The following is a 23137-nucleotide window of genomic DNA, read 5'->3' as shown; positions in this document are numbered from 1 at the left end:
TTGCAATGAATCGAGTACAGTAGCGGTTCTGATCATTCTTTACTCGAGTCGATGTTGTGTTGCGACGACTATTCTTTATCCTAACGACCGGCATGGTCGGCTTTGCTGTAGCTGCGCCCAAAGCGCCCAGTACCAGCAATACCCAAGAACAACAAGCCGAGCTGCAAGAACTGCGCGGCCAAATTAAATCGCTGCAAAAAGACCTTTCGGCCAACGAATCAAACCGCAATGAAGCCGCAGATGCGCTTAAAAATGCTGAAAGCTCGATCTCAGAAGCCAATCGGGTGCTCAAAGAATTAGATAATCAGCGCCAATTGACTGCAGAAGAACTCACTCAGCTTAACTTAGACATTAGCAACACCCGTAATCACATTCGCGAGAGCCAAAAACGCCTCGGCGATTTACTCAGTAGCCGCTACAAAACCGGCAATGTTGACGCATGGCGCTTGCTGATCAACCAAAAAGATCCTAGCCAAGCCACGCGTGACTTAAGCTACTACCGCTATATTGCCAAATCACAACAAGATCTCGCCAAGCAGCTAGAAGTTCAACTCAATGAACTCAACCTGCTCGCCAATGAAATTCAAGAAAAAAACCAAGCCTTGCAAGAAATTGCTAGCGACAAACAACGCCAGCGCCAAGCCCTAGTCTCACAGCAACAAGAGAAAAAAGAGTTATACAGCCAACTCTCACAGACCATCAGCAGCCAACGCAATCAAATTCAAAAATTAGCCGCCGATGAAAAGCGCATCACTCAGCTGATTGAGCGCTTAAACGCCATTATCAAACAACAAGAAATCGCCAGAGCCAAAGCCGCAGCCAAACAGGCCGCAGCGCGGCGAGCGGCACAAATCGCAGCAAAAAAAGCCGCAGAAAAAGCCAAAGCCGAACGCGCAGCACAACAAGCCAAATTAGAGCAAGCGGCTAAAGCCGCAGGCAAGCCTGCGCCAACACCACCACCCGAGCCTAAGACCGCGCCTGAAACCGATAATGAAGTTAATAATACCGTACCAGATGCTAGCCAAGCAGGGCTTGCATTTGCGACACTCAAAGGCAAGATGCGTTTGCCAGCCAAAGGTGAAATCATTGGCCGATTTGGCGCGCAACGCGGTGAGGGTGGTAGCTGGAAAGGTTTATTTATCCGCACCAACACCGGCGAATCAGTTCATGCCGTCGCCACAGGGCGCATTGTATTTGCCGATTGGCTACGTGGTTTTGGTAATTTAATGATCATTGATCATGGTGGCGGATACATGAGCCTCTATGGAGCGAATGAAAGTTTGCTGAAACGTGTTGGCGACTCGGTGAAAGCTGGAGACCTCATTGCCAACGCAGGCAATAGCGGCGGAATGGCAGATTCCGGCGTATACTTTGAAATACGCCAAAACAGCCGCCCGCTTGACCCTGCGGCTTGGGTTAAATAATTATTTAGAGGCCTTAATGAGCCTTAACGATTCAAAACAGGAATAATCGGATGTCGCACAAGCCTTACAGTCGCTGGAAAAAAGTCAGCCTTCTCGCTGCAGGCGCTGGCCTCGGCGTAGCTCTCAGCCTTTCATTTAATGCCTCGGCAGACAAGGATTCAGTAAGCAACCCCTTGCCGATTGATGAGCTTCGCGCATTCTCAACCGTTTTTGGCGTTATTAAACAAAGTTATGTCGAGCCAGTTGAAGATAAAAAGCTCATTAATGAAGCCATTAAAGGTATGGTTGCTGGACTCGATCCGCACTCAAGCTACCTTGATGAAGCGGCGTTCAAAGAACTCAAAGTCAATACCCAAGGCGAATTTGGCGGCTTAGGCATCGAAGTCAATATGGAAGACGGCTTGGTGCGCGTGGTTTCGCCAATCGAAGATACACCCGCCTACCGTGCTGGCGTAAAGCCGGGTGACTTTATTGCCAAAATTGGTGATACCCAAGTGCAAGGTTTAACCCTCAACGAAGCTGTTGCCAAAATGCGCGGTAAAGTCGGCGAGCCGGTTACCCTCACCTTGCTCAGAAAAGGCGAAAGCAAGCCCATCGTCGTGACGCTAAAACGCGCGATTATTAAAGTGCAATCGGTTAAATACAAGCTGGCAGAACCTGGGTATGGCTATATCCGCGTAACACAATTCCAAGAACATACCAGCGAAAATCTGGGCCAAGCCATTGAGGCGCTTTACAAAGAAAACAAAGCACCACTCAAAGGTATTGTGTTGGATTTACGCAATGATCCAGGTGGCTTGCTCGATGGCGCAGTGGGGGTTTCGGCCGCATTCTTACCAAAAGATGCATTGGTCGTTTACACCGAAGGTCGTGTTGCCGATTCTAAAATTCGCTTAACAGCGAATCCGCAATTTTATCAGCGCGATAGCAAAAAAGACTTTTTCAAAGATCTACCTGCTGACGCCAAAAATGTGCCACTGGTGGTGCTGGTCAATGGAGGCTCAGCCTCGGCCTCTGAGATTGTCGCAGGCGCTTTGCAAGACCATAAACGCGCTTTAGTGGTTGGCACGCAAACTTTTGGTAAAGGCTCAGTACAAACGATTCTGCCAATCGATGCCAAGAGTGCACTCAAGCTAACTACTGCACGGTATTTCACGCCAAACGGCAGATCGATTCAAGCCAAGGGCATTACCCCTGATATCATCGTCGAAGACGCGACACTCAATGGTAAAGAAGACTTTGGCTTACGCTTGCGAGAATCCGATCTGGGCAAGCATTTAGATAATCCAAGTGATAAAGACGCCGGCAAAACTGAAGCCACGCCAGCGGTCGTTAAAACGGAAATCAAAAAGCCAGCCAAACTCAATGCCAGCGGTATTGATCCGGATGAAAACCCGCGCGAATTGGTATCAAAATCTGACTTCCAATTGCAGCAGGCACTCAATGTACTCAAAGTACAGCAATTAATGCTTAATAAAGAAAAGCCCAGCGCGAAAAAATAATACGCGACCAGCAAAAAGCCACTCAATTGAGTGGCTTTTTTTTCGTCAATATGGTCAATATACACAACGAATCTGGCATTCAGATGGAGTAATGCCCCGTTGTTCAGTACGGGGCATTGGGGCCTTACTCTCGTATCGGTCAACGTGTTCAAAGCGTTAACCTGAGATCATCATACCGAGCAACAACTATCTCTTCTCTGCATTTTTGCCACAATTAGAGTGTACTAATATACAGAGTCTAACTGCATAAATGCGCAAATCAAGTTTATTTTTTACCCAGAAAATAAACCCACGCACGTAAAAATGCCCCGTTGTTCAGTACGGGGCATTCGATGGTTATATCTTTTGGTAGCGTGTTCAAGGCGCATTCCATGTGTTGAATAATACGCGACTCAAAACCTGAGTGCGTTGTATTTTTACCACCAAAACAAAAAGTTCTTTACTTTGATCGAATAGATCTCGAATTTATATAAACCAAAAATTATTGCTTATTTCTCAGTGCCACCCCCGCGACAAAAAAACACTGCAGCGCAAAAGCAGCATCCATCTCGCGAATCAACACCAATCAAAATGAGGCGACGCTAACGAGCCCATCTGATTCCGCTCAATATCGCGCGGCGTCGCGTCATTTATACTTATGTGAATGAAACCGACTTTAATTCTTTATGCCAGCCGCGATGGACAAGCCAAGCACATCGCGCAAACGGTGCAGCAACATTTAGCGCTGCAAGCCTTGCATTGCGAACTTGCCGACTTAAAATACCCTCCCAATATGGCCCAAAACTGGCAGGCGATTATCGTCGTCGCTTCAGTTCGCTATGGTCGGCATCATGCCGAAGTTCAACAGTTTTTTGAGCACAATACACTGCTTGCGCCATTGGCCATTATTTCTGTGAGCTTAAATGCCCGCAAAGGCGATGGCACGCCCAATGGCTATTTAAAAAAACTCTTAGCGCAATATCATCTGCAGCCTTTTGCAGCATTGTCCGTTGCGGGTCGACTGGATTACCCACGTTATGGCTGGTTAGATCGGCAAATGATGCGCTTGATCATGAAAATGACTGGTGGGCCTAGTGATGGAAAATGCTGCGTTGAATACACCAATTGGCAACACGTTACCGAATTTGCAGGCACAGTGAGTCGCTATATTCAACAAGAACAAAACACAAACGCCAAACCGCTGTAGCAGTTTGGCGCTGAAGATTAACGCGGTGGTGAAGTTCGAATTTGCTTGAACTCACCATCGATTTTTTGCCATCGCGCATGATGCTCACGAATCAACTGCACTGCGTCTTCGATCGAATCAACCACGATCGGAATTTGCATATCAACGGCGCTGGCTAAACCGGCGTTATTGTCGACCATATGGTGTTGTGCCCAATCCACCAGCTCGTGCCACATTTCGCCAACTAAAATAATCGGCGTATCGTAGAGCTTACGTACCTGAATCAATTGCCAGACCATCGACAATTCAAGCAAAGTACCAATGCCACCGGGCGTCACAATAAACGCATTCGAGCGCATAATAAAATGATGTAAGCGCGAGAAAAACGTTTTATGTTCAAATACACGCCCAACAAAATCGTTCACATTCTGCTCAAAATCCAAATCAATCCGAATCCCCACCGAAGCCTCAGGCTTATTGGGGGCACCTTGACTGGCGCCTTCATTGGCCGCTTGCATTAAGCCCGGTCCACCGCCGGTTACAATATGGCAGCCCATCGCCGCCAATTGCGAAGCCAATTGCTTCACCGCTTCATACGCTGGCGTATTATCTTCAATACGTGCCGAACCAAAAATCGTCACATGATAATCCGGCGTATGCGCTGGCCGCAGGCGCGATAAATCATCCACCGCATCCCAAAGTTTTAAAACCGCTGAACCCACAATATCCAGCGCCTCTTCATCGTCAATCGTGCCGATGGGTTTGTTATATTCATTAATCATGATGAGTCACTTCAGTTACGCGCCATCAGGCTACAGACGCTTTGATCTTAGATTGAAAGTCGCTCATTGCAGGCGCTAAAAACAGAGCCGCACTGCACTACCTTGCTCACATCCATTGTACAAGGTCATTAGCAATACAGCATACGCACACTCTGTTGCAAGCCGACGCACTGCATATGGGCAAAGAAAATCTAATTCCCATAATTCAACAGCTTGCAATCCAATAAAGCCTTTAGAATCTACCACTCGATGTAAATAAAAACAAAAGTAAAATTCAAAAAAGTAAATCTTGCCGTAAGTAGATCCAAGTCCTAGCCTTAAAAAAACACCTTCTTGAGAACACAGTCGATGATTTTTTTTGAGCTAGTTTGGGACACGCAGCAAAATTGGATCGGACTCTTTGCCCATCACGCACAACACGATGCCGATGCGCTCAGCGAGGCCTGTCATAGCTACGAATTACTGAGCCTGCCATGTATGCTTCTCGATGATACTGCAGCACCACTCCCATCCCCATTGATAGCCTTAATACGCGACGAACAGGGTATTGCACTACCACAAGGCGGACATTTACATTTCAACGTGCAGCATACTGCAAGCTTAAGCCAACTTAACCCGCATGATGCCGTTTGCGGACCATGGTTTACCGAAGCATCGAATCCAAGCAGCACCAGCAATCCAAGCCGCCCTGTACTACTAGAAGTACTCAGTTTGATTGTTAGCGATGCAGAAATCGCTCAACTTGAAACCGCATTGGCCAAAGCCCCACAACTGATGCTGAATTTGCTACGCCTAGTTAACTCAGTCGGGATGGGGAACGCCACGCCCGCGCGCAGCATCCGCCAAGCCATTACCCTATTGGGTCGGCGCCAACTACAACGTTGGCTACAGCTGCTGATCTATGCCGAACAATATGGCGAAAGCGGCAAACCGGCATTACTGATTGCCGCAGCGCTGCGTGGTAAACGCATGGCGCAATGGGCCGAACAAGGCTGGCTTGGCAATATACAAGCCGATGAAGCTTTTTTATGCGGCATGCTATCCCTGCTGGATCGACTATTTGGTGAACCCTTGCAGCAATTATTGGCCCCGCTGCCACTGGATGAGCATTTACGTTCAGCGTTAATTGCGGGTGATGGTATTTTGGGTGCCGCCTTAGTCCAATTGAGCGCGCTTGAGGCCGGAGACACAGAGCATGCCTTGATTGCGCCCTTACTAGCCAAGCAAACAAAATGGATCAATAGCGAAATTCAAGCCATTGCTTGGGTGCATCGCTTAGTACGTGAGTCGCTGTAACGTGTCGACACTCAATGAACTTGGCCCCAGCAGCTTGATCGTTAATGATCTGGCGGCGTCTTTAATTACCCTCGATTTACAAGGCTATATTACCGGCTGGAATAAAGGCGCTGAACAACTGTTTGGCTACTGTGCCGACGATGTACTTGGCAAGCATATTTTGATGCTGTATGCCGATGAAAGTGGCGATGACAGTGAACTAATTGATGCGGTGATGATGAGCGGTCACGCGCAAATGGAAGTTTTGCGGCGCAAAAAAAATGGCGCGGTATTCTGGGCCAATATTCACCTCACCCTCATTCGCAATGACGAGCACAAACCAATCCGCATGATTGGTTACCTGACCGATATCACCGAACAATTAGCGGTCGAAGAAAAAAATAAGCTGTATAGCCACATTCTAGAGCAAGCCCCTGATGCGATTGTGATTACCAATTTACGCTTTAGCTGTGTTGGCTGTAATGCAGCGTATCACCACATTACTGAGCGAAAACTAGAGCAAACCCTAGGGCAACTCCCCAGCTTTATGCTGGCGCAACAAAGAGAATCGTCCTTCTTGCAGCAAATGTACGATTTACTTGAACGAATTGGCCATTGGGAAGGTGAACTCTGGGATGAACGCGCCTCGGGTGAGCGCTATCCAATTCATTTGGCCATCAGCGGAGTCAGAAACAAACGCGGCGATTTAACGCATTATTTTGCAATTTTTTCCGACCTGACTGAAAAAAAACACGCCGAAGCCCAATTGCATCGCTTGGCTTATTTTGACCCACTAACCAACCTCCCCAATCGCACCATGCTCTTTACCTTGCTTGAGCAAGCCTTGAGCGAGGCGCGCCGCAACCACCATCATGGGGCTTTATTATGCTTTAACATTGCCCGTTTTAAAGCGCTAAACGACTCTTTTGGCCATACCGCCGCCGACCAAGTCTTAATCGAAGTTGGCCAAAGAATACGTGCCAGCTTACGCGATGAAGACGTAGTTTCGCGCTTTGCGGCCGATGAGTTTTATATTGGCTTATTTGATATTCGCCACCGTGATGATGCCGCGATGGTGGCGCAAAGGGTTTTACTTCGAATTAGTCAGCCTTTTCTGCTCTCAGAAGAAGAACTACTGCTCAAAGCGTATATCGGCATCAGTATTTACCCCGACGATGGTCGCGATGCCGAAAAACTCATCAATCAAGCCGCAGTGGCCTTGCATCGTGGTAAGCAAGCGCAGCAAGATTTATTGTTTTATTCCCCCGAAATGAATCAACGCTCGATGGCGCGTTTAAAACTATCTAGCGAATTGCACCACGCCTTAGAGCGCAACGAATTAAAACTTTTTTACCAAGCGCAATACAACACGCAAAATACCCGGATTGTAGGCGCAGAAGCATTGATTCGCTGGCAACATCCAAGCCGTGGCTTTATATCGCCAGCTGAATTTATCCCTTTTGCCGAAGAAACTGGGCTGATCGTACAGATTGGCGAATGGGTGCTGTCCGAAGCCATTGGGCAATTAGCGCAATGGGATCAAGCCGGAATCGAGCTCAATCGTTTATCGATCAATTTATCGGCGCAACAATTTAAAATCAATTTAACTGATCTGTTATTAAACAAACTAAAACAGCATCAGATTCAAGCCCAACGTATCGAGCTAGAACTCACTGAATCCATGCTGATGAAAAACGACGAAGCGACACTCAGTCTCTTACTGAATCTAAAAGCCGCCGGGTTTTCTTTAGCGCTTGACGACTTTGGGACGGGTTATTCCAATTTATCGTATTTACAACGATTTACCCTCGACTACCTTAAAATCGATCAAAGCTTTATTCGTGGTCTGCCGGATAATCCTGGCAGCGCGGGGATTGTGAACGCCATTTGCGGCATTGCCAGTAGCTTGAATTTACGACTGATTGCTGAAGGGGTAGAAACCGCGGATCAATTAAGCTTTTTACAAAAAACGGCGTGTGATCAAATTCAAGGATATCTATTAAGCCGGCCCATTCCTGCCGATGAATTTGCCGTTTTATTTACACGCAATCTTGAACAATTTCAGCCCAATCAAACACGATAGATTCCCCGCTATTGGCCAACTCCAACATCGCGAATCTAAAATTTAACTTGTTTTTATCAATCCCCTCCCTAAGAATAAGTCGCAAGCTCAATCTGCGCAGAGCGCTTCTCCCCCTTACTTTCATAGGAAAATATCATGGGTTTACTCGATTCTTTAGCTGGTCAATTTCTCGGTGGCAGCAATAGCGAAGGCACAATGGGCATGCTCAGCACCTTACTTGAACAACAAGGCGGCGTTGCTGGCGTGGTGGAAAAATTTCAAAATGGCGGTTTAGGTGAAATCGCCCAATCATGGGTCGCCAGCGGTCAAAATCTACCGATCTCCAGCGAGCAAATTGAAGCGGTGCTCGGTAACGAAACCGTCGCTGGCATCGCCGACAAATTAGGTATTGACCCAGCCACTGCAGCAGGACAAATCTCGAGCCTATTGCCACAATTAATCGATAGCTTAACGCCAAATGGCCAAATCGAAGCTGGCAACACCGATGTCATGGGTGCGGCAATGAATTTAATCAAAGGTAAACTATTTGGTTGATTGCCACTGATAACAAAACGAAGCAGCTAAAAATTTGCCCGCCAATCTGGCGGGCAAATTACAAAAAATCTCGCAAGCGCAACGCTCTATAAACCGTCATACCGTAGAAATACAGTTCACTTAACGATAAACCCTGAAAACCTGACGCAGAGGCGCGGAGGCGCGGAGGAAATTCAGAGTTTTTCGATTGATTTTCTCGGCACCTTGGCGTCAAAAGCGACACCAGCAATGAGATCGAGAAAAAAATGCCGCTCACTTGGCTTAAGTGAACGGCATTAGTCATACCGCAGGCACTTAAAACCATCAACACCGAATCAAAAGAGCAAAAAATACGTGGGTATATAACTCTAAGCTATATTCTACAATGCCAACTAATCAATACCCCCTACTTGCTTCTGCCGAAATGCCCACCAATGGCTGCCACTAAAATTCCACAGCAAACCTACCGCCGTGGCTAATAATTGCGCTGGCCAATACCCCCAAAGCCAATGCCCAACCAAGATCGCCATCAAGCCCGTATTGATACACCAGCCGATACCGGTAATGGTATAAAACTTACTGATGGCTTCTCGATGCGGCTGACCGTGCTGCTTAAAGGTTAAAAAGTAATTTAATAAATAATTCGCCACCGAGCCCAGCGCGTAACCAATACCCGATGCCACGGCCGCTTTGAGCGCCAATAATTCAACGCCCAACCACAGCACCAAATATTGAATCGCCGTACCGCAAACCCCCACAGCGGCAAAGATGAAAAATTTTTTTACCGTGTTGTGCATCGATTAACCCAATAAGTGCTGGTGCAATATGGTTTGGCAGGCCGTGCAAGCCTTAGGCCGTACATCGAGCACGACCAGGCGAGACAAGGCTGCAAGAACTCAACATTATTCTTTCGGTGGAAAACCAATGCGATCTTGCACCACGTATAAAGGACGGCGTTTTATTTCGTTATATATCCGCCCGATATACTCCCCCAAAATCCCAATGCACAGCAATTGCACCCCGCCGATAAACAGAATCGCCACCATAATCTCAGCCCAACCGGCCACCCAATCGGTGGTGGTTAAACGCACGATCAGCGTATTGATAATCCCGATCAAGGCCAAAAATGAAGCGACTAAACCAATCGTGATCGATAGCTGCAGCGGCTTAGTTGAAAAAGACAAAATGCCGTCGGTAGCAAAACGCACCATTTTGCGCAGTGGATATTTACTCTCGCCAGCAAAACGCTCGGCACGGCGATAAGGCAAGGCCACCTGTTTAAACCCCACCCAGCTCACCATGCCGCGCACAAAGCGATCGCGCTCAGGCATGGCTTTGAGCACCTCGACCACCTGCCTATCCATTAAACGAAAATCGCCAGTATCCAGCGGAATCGGCACGTCTGAGAGTTGATTGAGCACCCGATAAAATGCTCTGGCAGTAATCAGCTTAAACGCCGATTCGCCGGGACGATCAACCCGCGTGCCATACACCACATGATAACCATTACGCCATAAGGCGATCATTTCACTAATGACTTCCGGTGGATCTTGCAAATCGGCGTCGATTAACACCACCGCATCACCGCTAGCGGCATCAATACCTGCAGTAACCGCAGTTTGATGACCAAAATTACGCGCAAAACCAATCACCCGCATTTCTGGATTTTCGGCCTGTGCGGCGAGTAATAAGGCGCGAGTTCGATCTTTACTGCCGTCATCGACAAAAATAAACTCGCAATCCATATCGACAACCATGGCGCGAAACTCGGCCAAACGCCGCAGCGTTTCGGCAATGACTTCTTCTTCGTTGTAACACGGAATAACCACAGATAAACGTTGTTGCATGTCCCCTCCTGCGCTCGGATGGCGCTCAGCCTCGGGTCTGTTGGCATTTTTCCAGCCGCGCCAGCGCGGCAGAAAACTAAACGCCAATAGCCGCTAAAGCTATTTATAATTTTTATATTGTCTGACCAACGACTCACAACCTTACAGCATCACCGAGACCTTGGAAAGCCCAGTTCACCTCAAGCTGAGCTGTGGTTTTGTTTTCAGCGAGTCAGTCACTCAGAGTGATGCAATTACACGACAAAGCCAAGCCAGCAAACGCTTTAGCGTTCACTAATATAGCGCCGTCGATATTGCACTGCAGTATCGCAGCCAAACCATAGCTGGCTTCATTTTGTAAGAAAAGCACTGTTTCTCCGCCATGATGACCAGCGATTAACGCCAAATGATTCTGAATGCCGCGCTAGGCGTAAGGATTCAGAGTCGCTATAGTGCTCACTTTGCTTGAAACTGAGTCAGCCTGACATGCCTCGATCTGCTGCACCTATGCTAGCCCGCCAATGGGCGATGATTATTCTGCTGGGATTATTACTCCCAATCCTCAGCAGCCTTGCGCATGCCGAAACTGCGGCCAATTTATTGCACAATGCCGACGCCGAAACGACGAGCCCATCGGGCGGTGCCGCTGGCTGGACTTTTGATCATTGGACGCAAGGCGAGCCCGCCAGTCAGGCTAGCCGCGATACCACGGTCAGCCATAGCGGCAGCGCAGCGCTCAAAATCAGCCTGCCGCAAGGCGATGATGGCAAACTCACCCAAGCCGTGCCGGTTGAACCCAATACCTGGTATCGACTATCGGGCTGGGTGAAAACCGCCGGTATTCCCAATGAAGTCAAAACTGGCGCTAATCTGAGCGTCATTGATGCAATGGAATTTGTTGGCGATATCAAAGGCGATCAAGACTGGCAACAAATCGTCGCTTGGGGCAAAACCGGCCCCGAGCAAAAAGAAATCAAAGTCGCCGCTCGGCTGGGGTTTTACGGCAGCTTAGCTACCGGCACCGCCTGGTTTGACGATCTGAGTCTAAGCCAAAGCGAGCCGCCAGCGGGCGCAAAAATCATCAGCTTTACGCCACCACCGCCTGCACCAGCGGTCTCATCTAGCCCTTCTGCCGCGCTGGTCAATAGCGTGGTCATTGGCGCCAGCTTGGCTTTTTTACTCTTAGCATGGCTCGCCATCCAAAACCGCAGCGCACTCAATCAACCCTTTGCTACGTTGGCCGATGGTACTCGCTCTTGGCAGCAAACTGCGCCCGCACTGGCTTTAATCGCCCTAGTGATTTTGGCTAAAGCGTGGGGCGCGGGGTCATACCTTGGCTACACCCAAGACGTTGGCACATTTAGCGCATGGGCGCTCGATATGTATAGCCGAGGCTTTGCTGGCTTTTATCAGCCGGGTTATTTTGCCGATTATCCACCCGGCTATATCACCGTACTGTGGCTGGTTGGCGCGATCTCCAACAACTTTGGCATTCATTACGGCACGCCGGGATTTTTGGTATTACTCAAAATGCCAGCCATGCTGGCCGATATTGCCGGGGTGGTGTTTTTACTTTACGTGGCGCGCGAGCAGCATCGCGCATGGGCGCTGATCGCGGCGCTGTTATGGTTACTCAACCCTTTAGCCATCGTCACATCCGCATTTTGGGGACAGGTCGATAGTATTTTTACGCTGATTTTAGCCGCGTCATTTTTAATGCTCGAGCGTCGCCGCATCGTCTTGGCGGCCAGTTTATACGCCGTTGCTGTGCTGTTTAAGCCGCAGGCTTTATTGGTCGGGCCAATTGCCTTAATCGCGCTATTGTCGCTGCGTGATCGAACTTTACAGCTCAAAGCACTCGCAGCCGCCGTCGGCACTTTTGTTTTGCTGTCACTGCCGTTTACCATTTCACGCGAACCCTTGTGGATTTTCAGTCTCTATGGCGGCACGCTGGCCAGCTACAACTACCTCACGCTGAATGCGTTTAATCTTTACGCGCTGCTGGGACAAAATTGGCTGCCCAATGAAACGCTATTGCTTGGTTTGCAAGTGAGTACTTGGGCTTGGGTGCTGACATTAAGCGCCTTGGCTGCCGTCTGCTGGGGCGTGATCGCCAGCCCGCAACGCGGCCCAGCCACTGGCCGATTCTTGTATGGCGCTTTTGCCATTTTTGTACTGTTTTTCGTGCTTGGCCCCAAAATGCACGAGCGCTATTTATTCCCAGCTGCCTTTATGGGTTTAACGGCATTTTTGGTCATCGGTGACAAACGCGTGCTGTGGTTGGCCATCACCGCCAGCTTAAGCACCTTTGCCAATACGCTGATCACGCTCGATATGATGACGCGGCTACAAAGCTCGCAAGTCCCCAATAGCAACGGCTTTATGCTGCTATGCAGCTTGGTGAATGTGATTTTACTGATCCAAACCTTGCGCATTGGCTACGATATTTTTTGGCGTGGCCAAATCAAAACCGATACTGATACCGATCAAACTGAATCACTCGATACCGCCGATCAAGCACTACCGCAGTCGCCCCGCGCTGATCTATGCGAGCCATTACCGCTAGCGCCGGTGAGCCGCTCTGCTTGGTTGGCCTTGGCTGGGATTTGCCTGCTGTACAGCATTGCCGCCTTTACCTATCTGGGCAATTTTGCTTCGCCGCAAAAATTCTGGCAGCCCCATATTGGCACGGACTCGGCAGTATATGACTTGGGCCAAATTAAATCGGTGGCTAGCGTGCAATACCACCATGGTTTAGGCACAGGTGAATATGCGCTCGCTTGGTCGACAGATGGGCAAAACTGGGTGAACAGCACCGGGATTATTGTGGATAATCGCTTCGCCGAATTTCGCTGGCGCAGCGTGCCCGCCAATCTGGCGGCGCGCTATTTGAAGGTCAACCTCAGCACCGGCGCCTTGCAAATGAACGAGCTGGCGCTGCGCGACCATCAAGGGCAATTACTCGCGCTACAGCAAATCAGCGGTCCAAGCCAAGCCAATGCCTTGATTGATGAACAAGACAAAACCGCCACGCAATCGACTGCGCTCAATGGCATGTATTTTGACGAGGTGTATCACGCGCACAGCGCTTGGGAAATCCTGCAAGGCATTGACGCCACCGAAAACACCCACCCACCTTTGGGTAAAATCATCATCGCCATCGGCGTGGCCATTTTTGGCATGAATCCTTTTGGCTTTCGCTTTATGGGCGTGACCTTTGGGATTTTGATGCTGCCGGTGTTTTTTGGCCTATCGCGGCGGTTATTACGCTCCGAGCCATTTGCACTGTTGGCCACCGCGTTGTTGGCCGTCGATTTTATGCATTTCACGCAAACGCGTATTGCCACCATTGACACCTATGGCGTGTTTTTCATCCTCGCCAGCGCGTATTGGATGTTGCGCTTTATGCAAAGCGAGCCCGCCAAAAACCACTGGCAAACCGATATCAAGTCGCTCTTACTGTGCGGCACGATGTTTGGCCTAGGTGCGGCCAGTAAATGGATTGTGCTGTATCACGGCGTTGGCCTTGCGGCACTTTATACTTGGCATCTGTGGCGACAAGCCCAAGTCGCGCGCCAATTGCCGCCGGCGCTACCTGATCAGCGCGGCTATACACAATGGCTGATCCAAACGCTTTTGGTTTCGGTACTGGGGTTTATTGTGATTCCGCTACTGATTTATACCGCCGCGTATATTCCGCTCATGCAAGCCACTGGCCAAGGTATTGGCGGTATGCTCGCTAACCAAAGCAGCATGTTGCAATACCATAGCCAGCTAAAAGCCACCCACCCCTTTAGCTCGTTCTGGTATGAATGGCCGACAATGGCTAAACCAATGTGGTATTACGGCGGCAGCGAATGGACGGGGCCAGCCAAAGTCTCAACCATTATTGCTTTTGGCAACCCAATCACTTGGTATTTGGGCACCTTGGCGTTTTTAGTGCTGCTCGGCTGGAGAATGCTGCTGGCGAATGCCAAAACCAGCGCCGCACTCTGGACGCTGAGCGCACAGCAAAAAATGGCGATGGGCTTTATCCTGATTGCCGGCTTGGCGCAGTTTTTACCTTGGGCGGTCATCCCGCGCAAATTGGTGTTTATCTATCACTTTTTTGCCTCGGTACCGTTCATTATTTTGGCGCTGGTGTGGCTGCTGCAAACCGTACAGCTCAACAACGCCAACCGCACTTGGGCCAAATATCTGCCGTGGAGTGTCTTTGGCGTCGCCCTGATCCTGTTTATCGCCTACTTCCCCGCCATCAGCGGCCTACCCGTCCCCCGTGGCTGGCTCGAATTCATCAGCCACGGACCGATTGCTTTGTATTTCTAAAAGCTCAGCTAATAAAAAACGACCTTCGGGTCGTTTTTTAGTGGCGGGCTAAAACGACGAAGCGCCCACCAGCAAAACCATGGTAAGTAATAATCCTTGCCCAATCACGGCAAATACGATGAAATCGCGCCATGACTTTTCAATGCCGCCCCCTGTGTGCCGCCTGCTGCACCGCCCCTTCTATCTCTAGCCCGATTCCCGGCATGCCCAATGGCAAGCCCGCCGGAGTGCCGTGCATTCAACTCGACGAAAATCTAGCCTGCAAAATCTTTGGCCAGCCAGAGCGCCCAGCCGTCTGCGCTGGGCTGCAACCGTCAGCAGAAATGTGCGGCGAGAATACAGCGCAGGCGATGTTTTATTTAACGCAGCTTGAAATCGCCACCGCGCCGCAAAATCTGCCGCGCTAATGACGCATCAAAATAATGGCTGCTATAGCTCCGATACAGCACAGCGAAATCAATGGCATCGCCGCGTGCCCCAGTAGTATTTGATGCGGGCGATTACGCGGCGCTAATCGCACCAACAGCGCTGGCTCAGAAAACCTTTGTGGGTAAGCCAATTCTTACTGGGTCTGCTAAAAACTAGCCATCATCAGGTTTATTGCAGCGAAAAGCGACATGTGCGCAATGAAATTTCGAAGCCGAGTCGGCATTATTTAAGTTAGCTCGGAAGTCATCAACGATGGGTATCAATTTTGAAAATAAAGGTGTGAGAGCACCCTTGGAGTGATTTATGGTTTGGCTGGACAATTCAAGAATAATCGCAATTTTTGCAGTAGTACTTTTACACATTTCAGCGCGCGTTGTGATTCAAAGTGATATTGGCACCACCCATTGGTGGATTGGCAATTTTTATGATTCGCTCGTTAGATGGTGCGTTCCAGTGTTTGTCATGATTAGTGGTGCATTATTACTTGACCCAAGCAAAAAAGAAGACTTAAAAACTTTTTACTTAAAAAGATTGTCACGGATATTAATACCACTTATTTTTTGGTCGGCTTTTTTCTTGCTTTTTGCCAACTGGCAAAACCCTATCCAAGGTGAGCCCCTGCCAATCTTAGAATGGGCTCAGATCATTTTATCTGGCCGTCCGTATTATCATATGTGGTTTCTGTATATGATCATCATTCTCTATTTGTTTACGCCATTTTTCAGAAAAATAGTTGCAAACTCATCAAAAAATGAAATTTCAATCCTTATTTTATTAACATTAACCCTGTCAGCATTAAACAGCTTTTTATTGCCAGAATCTAATATTTTTATTAACTGGTTTCTATCTTACATACCCTACTTCTTTCTTGGTTATTTAATCAAGGAAGACCAGAGTAACTATCCAAGTCCTATTTTATGGGGTGTATTTCTTGCATCGGTTATTTTGACTGCGGCAGGATGTTATGTTGTTGCAACAAAAGAAGGTTTAGAGGCTGGGCTATATTTTTATCATTATTTAAGTGTTACCGTAATTCCTATGTCGATCAGTGCTTTTTATCTACTTAAGAAATTAACCAAGCCGATTGGCAGTATGGCGTTTACTAAAAAAATAGCCGCATTAACGCTAGGCGTTTATCTAATACATCCAATAGTAATTAATATAATTAATTCTGCTGGTTACGGCCCGCTCAATTTTCATCCTTTAGTCTCAATTCCCGCTATCACTGTTGTTGTTTTTAGTTTGTCTTTAATTACTGCTTGGCTCATTAATACAGTGCCCCACCTAAAGCGAGTGATTTAATACCGTAATACTGCAGCGTGAACGCCCCACAGGCGATGTTTTATTTAACGCAGCTTAGAATCGCTACCGCGCCGCAGCGCCATTGCGGCCAATAAAAAAAGCCACTGCAATCAATCTGGCAGTGGCTTTATTTTTTGCGGATGTTAATGACTAGCCGCAGTCACCGTTTGATCGAGCACGGTTAGATCGGGCAAGGTTTTACAAGCGTCAGCAGCCACAATCCATTTTTCTGGAACAAACCAGCTTTTGGCTGCGGCATCGACGTTAGCGCGGGTCAAAATCTGCTCTGGTTTTGGATTTACCCAGCTCAAATCATGGTTATAAACCCAGTGAAACATCTGCGAATACGCATACCAGTAAGGATATTTCGGGCCGTTATCCAAGCCTTTTTGCATCAATTCATGCATCGCTTTGAGCTCGGCATCGGTCACTGAGTTTTGACTGAGTTTTCGCAATTCCTGCGCGGCCAGCACTAAAGCCTCACCGCATTTTTCACGCGATACGCTGTATTCAAAACCTAGTGTTGGTCCATAGTACGGTGACATTTCGCCCCTAGTATGCACCCCATATGAATCACCCGCTTGCTCGCGCAATGTCCTGTATAACCGTTGTTTGATCACGTCATTCAAGCCCTCTTGCAAGAATCCATTCTGGGTATTGGACTCCACGCCATCCAGTGCAACGCTCCAGACCGTATACTTATCATCACGAAACGTAAACGTCTTCAGCGACTCTTTCAAGCGTTCACTGAGCACGGTGCTCGACAAAGCTTGGACTTTCGGTTCAATTTTGCTCGGTAACAAGGTCACTGCCGTTGGCTTGGCTGGCGGAATGCTGGCGATATAGCGTTCAACCAAATCTTTGGCCTGCGCCATATCGGTAACGCCAGTTAACACGATACGTAGCTGTGCTGGGTTGCCATACAACTGGTCGCGTAACTGATCGAGTTTTTCAGTTGTAATCTCAAAGTCGCTCAGGCTACCCCAAACGCGATATGGCCACCCTGCACCGTATAGGTTTTGCAGAAATCCCGGGCCATTGGGCCAATAGCCACTCATGGCCAGATCTGCCGAGTTAATTCGGGCTGCATCATCGCTACGCGGCTGCGCCAAACTCAGGTAAATCAGCTGCATTAAAGGTTTCAAAGAGCGTTCCGCAGCTATGCCACCAAAGCCGTGCTGTGCGGTTTCAAACATTGGTTGAAATTGCAATTCTTCATTACGAACGGCTTGCCCAATTTCAGCCGAAGTTAAATCACCTGCACCTGCTGTTGCCATGTATTTTGGCAACATCTGCGAAACAAATCCCCACTCTTTGGGCAAGGCCAATGCGCCGCCGGCAAAGCGACCATTGATGCCAATGCGTTCATCAGGTAGACGCTGCTGGCGAACCAAGACTTGTACGCCATTACTCAGCGTCCAAACGGTCGCGCCATTTTCGGTTTTCGTTTGTACCACCTTGCCGCGTTGCGGCTCTGTGACCAGTAATGGTTTTACCACAACAGCCGTCGGCGCTTGCAAAGTCTCGGTCTCCACTGCCGCGATCATCGCGTTCACTTTATCGTCATGCCAGCTGTAATAATCGTCCTTTGCTGCTTTCGTTGCGGGCTTACCAATTAAAATGGCAACCTGATCGGGCGTGGTCAAAATTTGCTGTAACGCGGCATTACCCGCTTGTGGTGTGATCGTTGCCGGATCAAAAATAGACTTTTGCTCGGCGACATATAATTCAGGAACGCCCATTTTGGCCGACCCCGTTAAGCTATTGGCCCAAACCTCATTTGTCGCTGGAATACTTTTCATCGCCAACACATACGTATCGATGGCTTCTTTTACTTCAGCCGCCGTTAAGCCAAATTCGCGCGCACGGCGAATTTCTCGATACATCTGCGTGAGTGTGGCGCCTGGATTTTGCTCCCTGACTACCGCATTTAAGATCAAGTATGACTCGCGGCCGATAATGCCACTCCAGTCGGCCATCGATGCACTGGCAAACGGTTCATTTTCCAGCGTAGACATCTTGCTCAGCCGTTGCGACAGGGCCAACATCGCTACTTTTTGTAATTGAACCTGCCGTGCATCACTGATTGGCGATTGCATAAAACCCCAAGACACCGCCAGCTCATCTTGCGGCCAAGGATTGCCACGGTAGCTGCGTACTTTCGGCGTCAGCGGCAAAGCCGGATATTGGCTGGCCTGATCGCCCATCGGCGCTTTAGCAAATAGTGTTTTGATGGTTTGCTCGATATTTTTTGGCACGTCACCCGCAACCACCAAAGTCATTTTTTGCGGCTGATACAGCTTGCGGTGCAGCGCTTGAATGCGTTCAGGCGATAAATCGCGGATATTTTCTTCAAAGCCAATCGGCATATTTTCTAAATGCGGCGCATCAGGAATCAACACCGAATAAAAACTTTGCCAATTGACAGAATCACCTTTACGCAGATTCAGCTCATCAAGCACCACTTGCCGCTCGGTTTTCAACTCTTCGGGATCAAACACAATGTCACCATTGGCCCAATCGGCCATTAATTGCAGGCCACGATCTAAAGCCTCAGGCTTCACTTTAAAAAAGTAATTGGTGCTTTCGATATTGGTATAGGCATTGCTGTCATTACCCCAGCGCATGCCATTGCTATTAAAAAAACCTTTAACTTCGTCTTTGCCAAAGTTTTTAGTCTGTCTAAACGCCATATGCTCGATCAAATGCGCAACGCCGCGCTCGTCTTTGGCTTCACTGAGCGAGCCGCTATTGACCAGTAAACGCAGCTCAACTTCACTGGCTTGCCCTGCTTGCGGCGCAATCGGTTTGATTAAATAGCGCAGGCCATTGGGCAATTGCCCTTGGATGACACTGGGGTGCAGATGCGGAATCGGCGGTAGTTTTTCTACCGCACTAGCCAGCGATGCTACGCTAAGCAAAGCTAAAAATAGTAGATTTGTTTTTTTCATGACAGCCTCAAGAAATTATGCCGTCGTACTATACCCCTGTTGGTCATTTATTACAGTTGAACTTATGTCAGCTTTAAGTTGAAGATCGCACCGCTTTGCCGCGAGCAATCATCCGATCGCCAATCAAGCTCGGCATTGCGCGATTTAAGCGCCCATTGATGACCATGAAAAAAAACAAGGTACAATCAAGCGTTTTACACGGGCGGTGGCACAAAGTTAGCGCCAACCGAACGCCTCATCGTGCAGTTCAACCCAATGAACTGCGGTGCGTTAGCCCCCAACTTCACGATGGAAAATTGAGATATGGAACAAACCCTGATTCGAATGATGGATGCCAAAAGCGATCCATTAACGAGCCTGAAAGAACTCATTGACGCCTTGCGCCCGGGCAAGGTGATTGATGGCGTCACTGCGATTAATAACGCACGCGCGCTGTGCTATTTGCTAGAACAACACGCTGAATATCGGGCAGCGCTGCGTAAGCAGTTGTTTACGCTACTGGGCACCACGCGCCAAGTGCAGCTGTATACCGATACCGGTATTTTATCCAATGAGAGCGTCTTTACCGCGATTGTGCGCCGTGTAGGCTCCAAGCTATTGCCGCCGCCGGTGAAGCCTGAATATCTGAAAGATTTATTCGGGGTATTGTTCCCCAATACCAATGATTATGTATGGCTCAACGAGATACCTACCGAAGTTTGGTTTGAAGTCGGCGCTGCCGCGCATTTAGAAGAACTGAGCTTAGCCGAGATTCCAACGCATATTCGCTTGCAGCAGCTCGAAGCGATTCAAGTGTTGTCGTGCCGGCTTTCAGCGATTGGTTTAGAGCCCGAAATCGTTTTGCACCATCCCGATGTTGAGCGGTTTGAGTCGCCGTTTGTGCGTTTGAATGCCGAAGTTTTAAGCTATATCGAGCGCTATCGCGAAGACCTCACTGCGCGCCGCCCACCGGATGAAGATCATTCGCATATTTTGGTTTTGCTACAGCAATGCGAGCAAATCATCGCCAAAGTGTGGAAAATGGCCGCCAAAAATGGTGCTTCGGTGAGTCTGACCTACCATTTGCTGCGCCTCAAGCAGCATATTGATCGCTTAAAAGTGCTGTTTGATTTGGTCGACTCGATGACGCCAGCAAAACACGGCCCAGCCTTACTCGGCTTGTTTCTTGAGCTGGTGAAAGCTGAAAACCGCAAATACAGCGTTCGCGATGTATTGCAAGAAAACACCGAATTACTCGCGCTGCAAATCACCGAGCATGCCAGCCATACTGGCGAGCATTACATCAGTGAAACCCGCAGCGAATGGCTGCAAATGTTCCGTTCGGCCGCAGGCGCTGGGGCCATCATCGGCTGTATGGCTTTGATTAAAATCTTGTTTGCTAAAGCGCATTTACCGCCTTTGCTCGAAGCGTTTGCTTTTAGTATGAATTACGCGCTGGGCTTTATGCTGATTCATATTCTGCACTTTACGGTGGCCACCAAGCAGCCGGCGATGACGGCAGCACGTATTGCGGCAGCTTTGCCAACGATAGAAAACAAAAAAAATGAAGCGTATCCCGAGCTGATCGAATTAATGATCAAGGTTACTCGCACGCAATTTATTGCCATTATTGGTAACGTTTTACTCGCCATTCCGGTGGCGCTGGGGATTGCTTGGCTGTGGTGGTATGAATTTGGTAAGCATGTGGTCGACACCACCAAGGCTGACAAAATGCTGCAAGAGCTGATGCCAATTGCTGGTCTGGGGATTTTTTATGCGGCGATTGCTGGTTGCTGCTTATTCTTGGCCGGTTTGATTTCGGGTTATTACGACAATAAATCGCTGTACAACCAAATCCCACAGCGGATTGCCGCGATGCCGCTACTAAATAAAATCTTGGGCGAATATCGCAGCCGCCGCCTTGGCCAATATATCGAGCACAATCTGGGCGCGCTGGCGGGTAATTTTTATTTCGGGATTATGCTAGGCAGTATGGCCACGCTGGGCTTTCTACTCGGACTGCCGCTGGATATACGTCACATTACCTTCTCTGCGGCCAATCTCGCTTATGCGGTATCAGCGTATGACTTTACGCTGGCTTGGCCGATTGTGGCTTGGGGTGCGATGGGGGTGGCGGTGATTGGTATCACCAATTTATTTGTCAGCTTTACCTTGGCGCTATGGGTGGCGATGCGCTCACGTAAACGCCGTATGAGCGAGCTCAAACCGTTATGGGGCAAATTCTGGCGTCGGGCGATGAGCCGACCGATTGATTTATTTATTGCGCCCAAACCAGCCATCGAGGCAGTCAAAACACCGCCGCTAGAGGAAAAACAAGGATGAGTATTGATCTTGAGATCGTTGACGCTTTAACCGGCCCAGGCTATTTGGTCGTGCCCAATTTTTTAGATGCCAACCAATTAACGCAACTGAATGCATTATTTGCCAGTAGAGAAGACGACTTTGTTGCTGCTGGCGTAGGCCGTGAGGCCGCGCTGCAAGTACGGCAAGAAATTCGCGGCGATGCGGTGCTTTGGGTCGAAAACGATGATCCGGCGATGATAAAAGCCAATCAAAGAATGCGTGATTTACAGCAAACACTCAATCGCGAGCTGTATTTAGGGCTCGATGAATTGGAATGGCATTTTGCCCGCTACCCAGCGGGCAGTTTTTACCAGCGCCATCTTGACCAACATCGGCATCAAGACAGCCGCGTGGTCACCGTGGTGCAATACCTTAACCCAAATTGGCACGAGGACGATGGCGGCCAATTACGAATTTATTTGGATGACGAACAAACCCTGGATGTCACGCCGTATGGTGGCACTTTGGTGGTGTTTTTATCCAATCGATTTGAGCACGAGGTATTACCCGCTAGACGAGAGCGGCGATCACTCACCGGCTGGTACCGCCGCCGTCCGTGAACCTCACCACAGCCAAAACCAACCATACCGAGTAAAATCGGTATGGTTTTTTTACGCAGTCGCGCGTTGAGCACCCTCAGCGCAGCCCAAGGAGCCATGGATGAATACGCATTGGATTAAAATAGCTTTGCTCAGCGCAGCCTTACTCACGGGTTGCGCCAGCAATGATTCGGCCAAAATCTATACGCAAAATGAAACCATGCAAGTGGCGCGCGCGCGCAGTGGTCAAATCGAGCAAATTCGCGATGTTGCAGTTAAACCGGGCCAGCAATTGGGCATCGGTGGGGTGGCTGGCGGTGTGGTCGGTGGCGTATTGGCGGGCAATCACATCGGCCAAGGCACGGGCAGCGTCATTAGCAGCGTGTTTGGCGCATTATTAGGTGGTTTTGTCGGCAATCAGCTCGAAGACAATATGCGCAGCAAAATGGCCAAAGAAATTACCGTGCGCATGCACGACAATGGCGAGCGACTGGTGATTGTGCAAGATGGCGACCAAGCATTGCGCGTGGGTCAGAGAGTGGATGTGATTGCCAACGCCAACAACGCCCGAGTAGTGCCTGCCCAGCCCTAGGGTCTATTGACGTTTGGTGTTCGGTCGCCAAGCAAACGTCAACCAACCCTAGCAAGGAGAACGTCCGAGGCGCAATACCGCATCA

At 49.0% G+C, this 23137-nt stretch carries 16 protein-coding genes; 12 read left to right on the top strand and 4 right to left on the bottom strand.

Annotated features, from left to right (window positions below):
* Positions 1-56 precede the first annotated feature (56 nt).
* The 3 genes from K4H25_RS04510 to hemG all read left to right on the top strand — a co-directional run bounded on the left by K4H25_RS04510 (position 57) and on the right by hemG (position 4112).
* Positions 57-1424: a murein hydrolase activator EnvC family protein gene (locus K4H25_RS04510; RefSeq protein WP_221022194.1), complete on the top strand. Its 1368-nt coding sequence runs from the start codon at positions 57-59 to the stop codon at positions 1422-1424.
* A 50-nt stretch (positions 1425-1474) separates the two neighbouring features.
* Positions 1475-2926, top strand: a complete 1452-nt coding sequence (locus K4H25_RS04505) for a S41 family peptidase (RefSeq protein ID WP_221022193.1) — start codon at positions 1475-1477, stop codon at positions 2924-2926.
* 643 nt (positions 2927-3569) lie between these two features.
* Positions 3570-4112 carry a menaquinone-dependent protoporphyrinogen IX dehydrogenase gene (gene hemG, locus K4H25_RS04500; protein ID WP_221022192.1) on the top strand — a complete coding sequence of 181 codons (543 nt, stop codon included), beginning with the start codon at positions 3570-3572 and terminating at the stop codon, positions 4110-4112.
* A 17-nt stretch (positions 4113-4129) separates the two neighbouring features.
* On the opposite strand, the gene K4H25_RS04495 is transcribed toward hemG, so the two are convergent.
* Positions 4130-4873 carry an LOG family protein gene (locus K4H25_RS04495; RefSeq protein WP_221022191.1) on the bottom strand — a complete coding sequence of 248 codons (744 nt, stop codon included), beginning with the start codon at positions 4871-4873 and terminating at the stop codon, positions 4130-4132.
* 348 nt (positions 4874-5221) lie between these two features.
* On the opposite strand from K4H25_RS04495, the gene K4H25_RS04490 reads away from it, so the two are divergent.
* The 3 genes from K4H25_RS04490 (at position 5222) to K4H25_RS04480 (ending at position 8765) form a co-directional block, all read left to right on the top strand.
* Positions 5222-6169 carry an HDOD domain-containing protein gene (locus K4H25_RS04490; protein WP_221022190.1) on the top strand — a complete coding sequence of 316 codons (948 nt, stop codon included), beginning with the start codon at positions 5222-5224 and terminating at the stop codon, positions 6167-6169.
* The gene (locus K4H25_RS04485) at positions 6156-8231 is read left to right on the top strand and encodes a putative bifunctional diguanylate cyclase/phosphodiesterase (protein ID WP_221022189.1); all 2076 of its coding nucleotides are present in this window, start codon (positions 6156-6158) and stop codon (positions 8229-8231) included. Before K4H25_RS04490 ends, K4H25_RS04485 begins: the two co-directional genes overlap by 14 nt.
* Before the next feature lie 135 nt (positions 8232-8366).
* On the top strand, positions 8367-8765 hold the full coding sequence (locus K4H25_RS04480; RefSeq protein ID WP_221022188.1) for a YidB family protein: 399 nt from the start codon (positions 8367-8369) through the stop codon (positions 8763-8765).
* 371 nt (positions 8766-9136) lie between these two features.
* Here K4H25_RS04480 and K4H25_RS04475 read toward each other — a convergent pair whose 3' ends face one another.
* A complete protein-coding gene (locus K4H25_RS04475; RefSeq protein WP_221022187.1) occupies positions 9137-9541 on the bottom strand; it encodes a GtrA family protein in 405 nt (134 codons plus the stop codon).
* Positions 9542-9646: 105 nt separating this feature from the next.
* Positions 9647-10591 carry a glycosyltransferase family 2 protein gene (locus tag K4H25_RS04470; protein WP_173533247.1) on the bottom strand — a complete coding sequence of 315 codons (945 nt, stop codon included), beginning with the start codon at positions 10589-10591 and terminating at the stop codon, positions 9647-9649.
* Positions 10592-11077: 486 nt separating this feature from the next.
* Between K4H25_RS04470 and K4H25_RS04465 the strand changes: the two genes are divergently transcribed.
* The 3 genes from K4H25_RS04465 to K4H25_RS04455 all read left to right on the top strand — a co-directional run bounded on the left by K4H25_RS04465 (position 11078) and on the right by K4H25_RS04455 (position 16627).
* Positions 11078-14896: a phospholipid carrier-dependent glycosyltransferase gene (locus tag K4H25_RS04465; RefSeq protein WP_221022186.1), complete on the top strand. Its 3819-nt coding sequence runs from the start codon at positions 11078-11080 to the stop codon at positions 14894-14896.
* A 131-nt stretch (positions 14897-15027) separates the two neighbouring features.
* Positions 15028-15303 (top strand): YkgJ family cysteine cluster protein, encoded by a 276-nt coding sequence (locus K4H25_RS04460; RefSeq protein WP_221022185.1) that lies wholly within the window; start codon positions 15028-15030, stop codon positions 15301-15303.
* A gap of 325 nt (positions 15304-15628) precedes the next feature.
* Positions 15629-16627 (top strand): acyltransferase, encoded by a 999-nt coding sequence (locus K4H25_RS04455; protein WP_221022184.1) that lies wholly within the window; start codon positions 15629-15631, stop codon positions 16625-16627.
* 143 nt (positions 16628-16770) lie between these two features.
* Here the strand turns inward: K4H25_RS04455 and K4H25_RS04450 are convergent, their stop codons facing one another.
* Positions 16771-19578 (bottom strand): M16 family metallopeptidase, encoded by a 2808-nt coding sequence (locus K4H25_RS04450; protein ID WP_221022183.1) that lies wholly within the window; start codon positions 19576-19578, stop codon positions 16771-16773.
* Between the two features lie 303 nt (positions 19579-19881).
* Here K4H25_RS04450 and K4H25_RS04445 point away from each other — a divergent pair, with 303 nt between their 5' ends.
* From K4H25_RS04445 to K4H25_RS04435, 3 genes are all read left to right on the top strand, one after another.
* Positions 19882-21900: a site-specific recombinase gene (locus tag K4H25_RS04445; protein ID WP_221022182.1), complete on the top strand. Its 2019-nt coding sequence runs from the start codon at positions 19882-19884 to the stop codon at positions 21898-21900.
* Positions 21897-22481, top strand: a complete 585-nt coding sequence (locus tag K4H25_RS04440) for a 2OG-Fe(II) oxygenase (protein WP_221022181.1) — start codon at positions 21897-21899, stop codon at positions 22479-22481. Before K4H25_RS04445 ends, K4H25_RS04440 begins: the two co-directional genes overlap by 4 nt.
* Before the next feature lie 100 nt (positions 22482-22581).
* The gene (locus tag K4H25_RS04435) at positions 22582-23052 is read left to right on the top strand and encodes an outer membrane lipoprotein (protein ID WP_221022180.1); all 471 of its coding nucleotides are present in this window, start codon (positions 22582-22584) and stop codon (positions 23050-23052) included.
* The last annotated feature ends 85 nt before the right edge of the window (positions 23053-23137 follow it).

This window comes from Deefgea piscis (genome assembly GCF_019665785.1).
Taxonomy (GTDB): domain Bacteria; phylum Pseudomonadota; class Gammaproteobacteria; order Burkholderiales; family Chitinibacteraceae; genus Deefgea.
This window is presented reverse-complemented; position numbering and strand designations above follow the sequence as displayed.

What these genes read in the sequence shown, in the direction of transcription:
- K4H25_RS04505 (WP_221022193.1), top strand. Translation starts at nt 1,475, where the DNA reads ATGTCGCACAAGCCTTACAGTCGCTGGAAAAAAGTCAGCCTTCTCGCT.
- hemG (WP_221022192.1), top strand. Translation starts at nt 3,570, where the DNA reads ATGAAACCGACTTTAATTCTTTATGCCAGCCGCGATGGACAAGCCAAG.
- K4H25_RS04495 (WP_221022191.1), bottom strand. Translation starts at nt 4,873, where the DNA reads ATGATTAATGAATATAACAAACCCATCGGCACGATTGACGATGAAGAG.
- K4H25_RS04490 (WP_221022190.1), top strand. Translation starts at nt 5,222, where the DNA reads ATGATTTTTTTTGAGCTAGTTTGGGACACGCAGCAAAATTGGATCGGA.
- K4H25_RS04480 (WP_221022188.1), top strand. Translation starts at nt 8,367, where the DNA reads ATGGGTTTACTCGATTCTTTAGCTGGTCAATTTCTCGGTGGCAGCAAT.
- K4H25_RS04475 (WP_221022187.1), bottom strand. Translation starts at nt 9,541, where the DNA reads ATGCACAACACGGTAAAAAAATTTTTCATCTTTGCCGCTGTGGGGGTT.
- K4H25_RS04470 (WP_173533247.1), bottom strand. Translation starts at nt 10,591, where the DNA reads ATGCAACAACGTTTATCTGTGGTTATTCCGTGTTACAACGAAGAAGAA.
- K4H25_RS04465 (WP_221022186.1), top strand. Translation starts at nt 11,078, where the DNA reads ATGCTAGCCCGCCAATGGGCGATGATTATTCTGCTGGGATTATTACTC.
- K4H25_RS04460 (WP_221022185.1), top strand. Translation starts at nt 15,028, where the DNA reads ATGACTTTTCAATGCCGCCCCCTGTGTGCCGCCTGCTGCACCGCCCCT.
- K4H25_RS04455 (WP_221022184.1), top strand. Translation starts at nt 15,629, where the DNA reads ATGGTTTGGCTGGACAATTCAAGAATAATCGCAATTTTTGCAGTAGTA.
- K4H25_RS04450 (WP_221022183.1), bottom strand. Translation starts at nt 19,578, where the DNA reads ATGAAAAAAACAAATCTACTATTTTTAGCTTTGCTTAGCGTAGCATCG.
- K4H25_RS04445 (WP_221022182.1), top strand. Translation starts at nt 19,882, where the DNA reads ATGGAACAAACCCTGATTCGAATGATGGATGCCAAAAGCGATCCATTA.
- K4H25_RS04440 (WP_221022181.1), top strand. Translation starts at nt 21,897, where the DNA reads ATGAGTATTGATCTTGAGATCGTTGACGCTTTAACCGGCCCAGGCTAT.
- K4H25_RS04435 (WP_221022180.1), top strand. Translation starts at nt 22,582, where the DNA reads ATGAATACGCATTGGATTAAAATAGCTTTGCTCAGCGCAGCCTTACTC.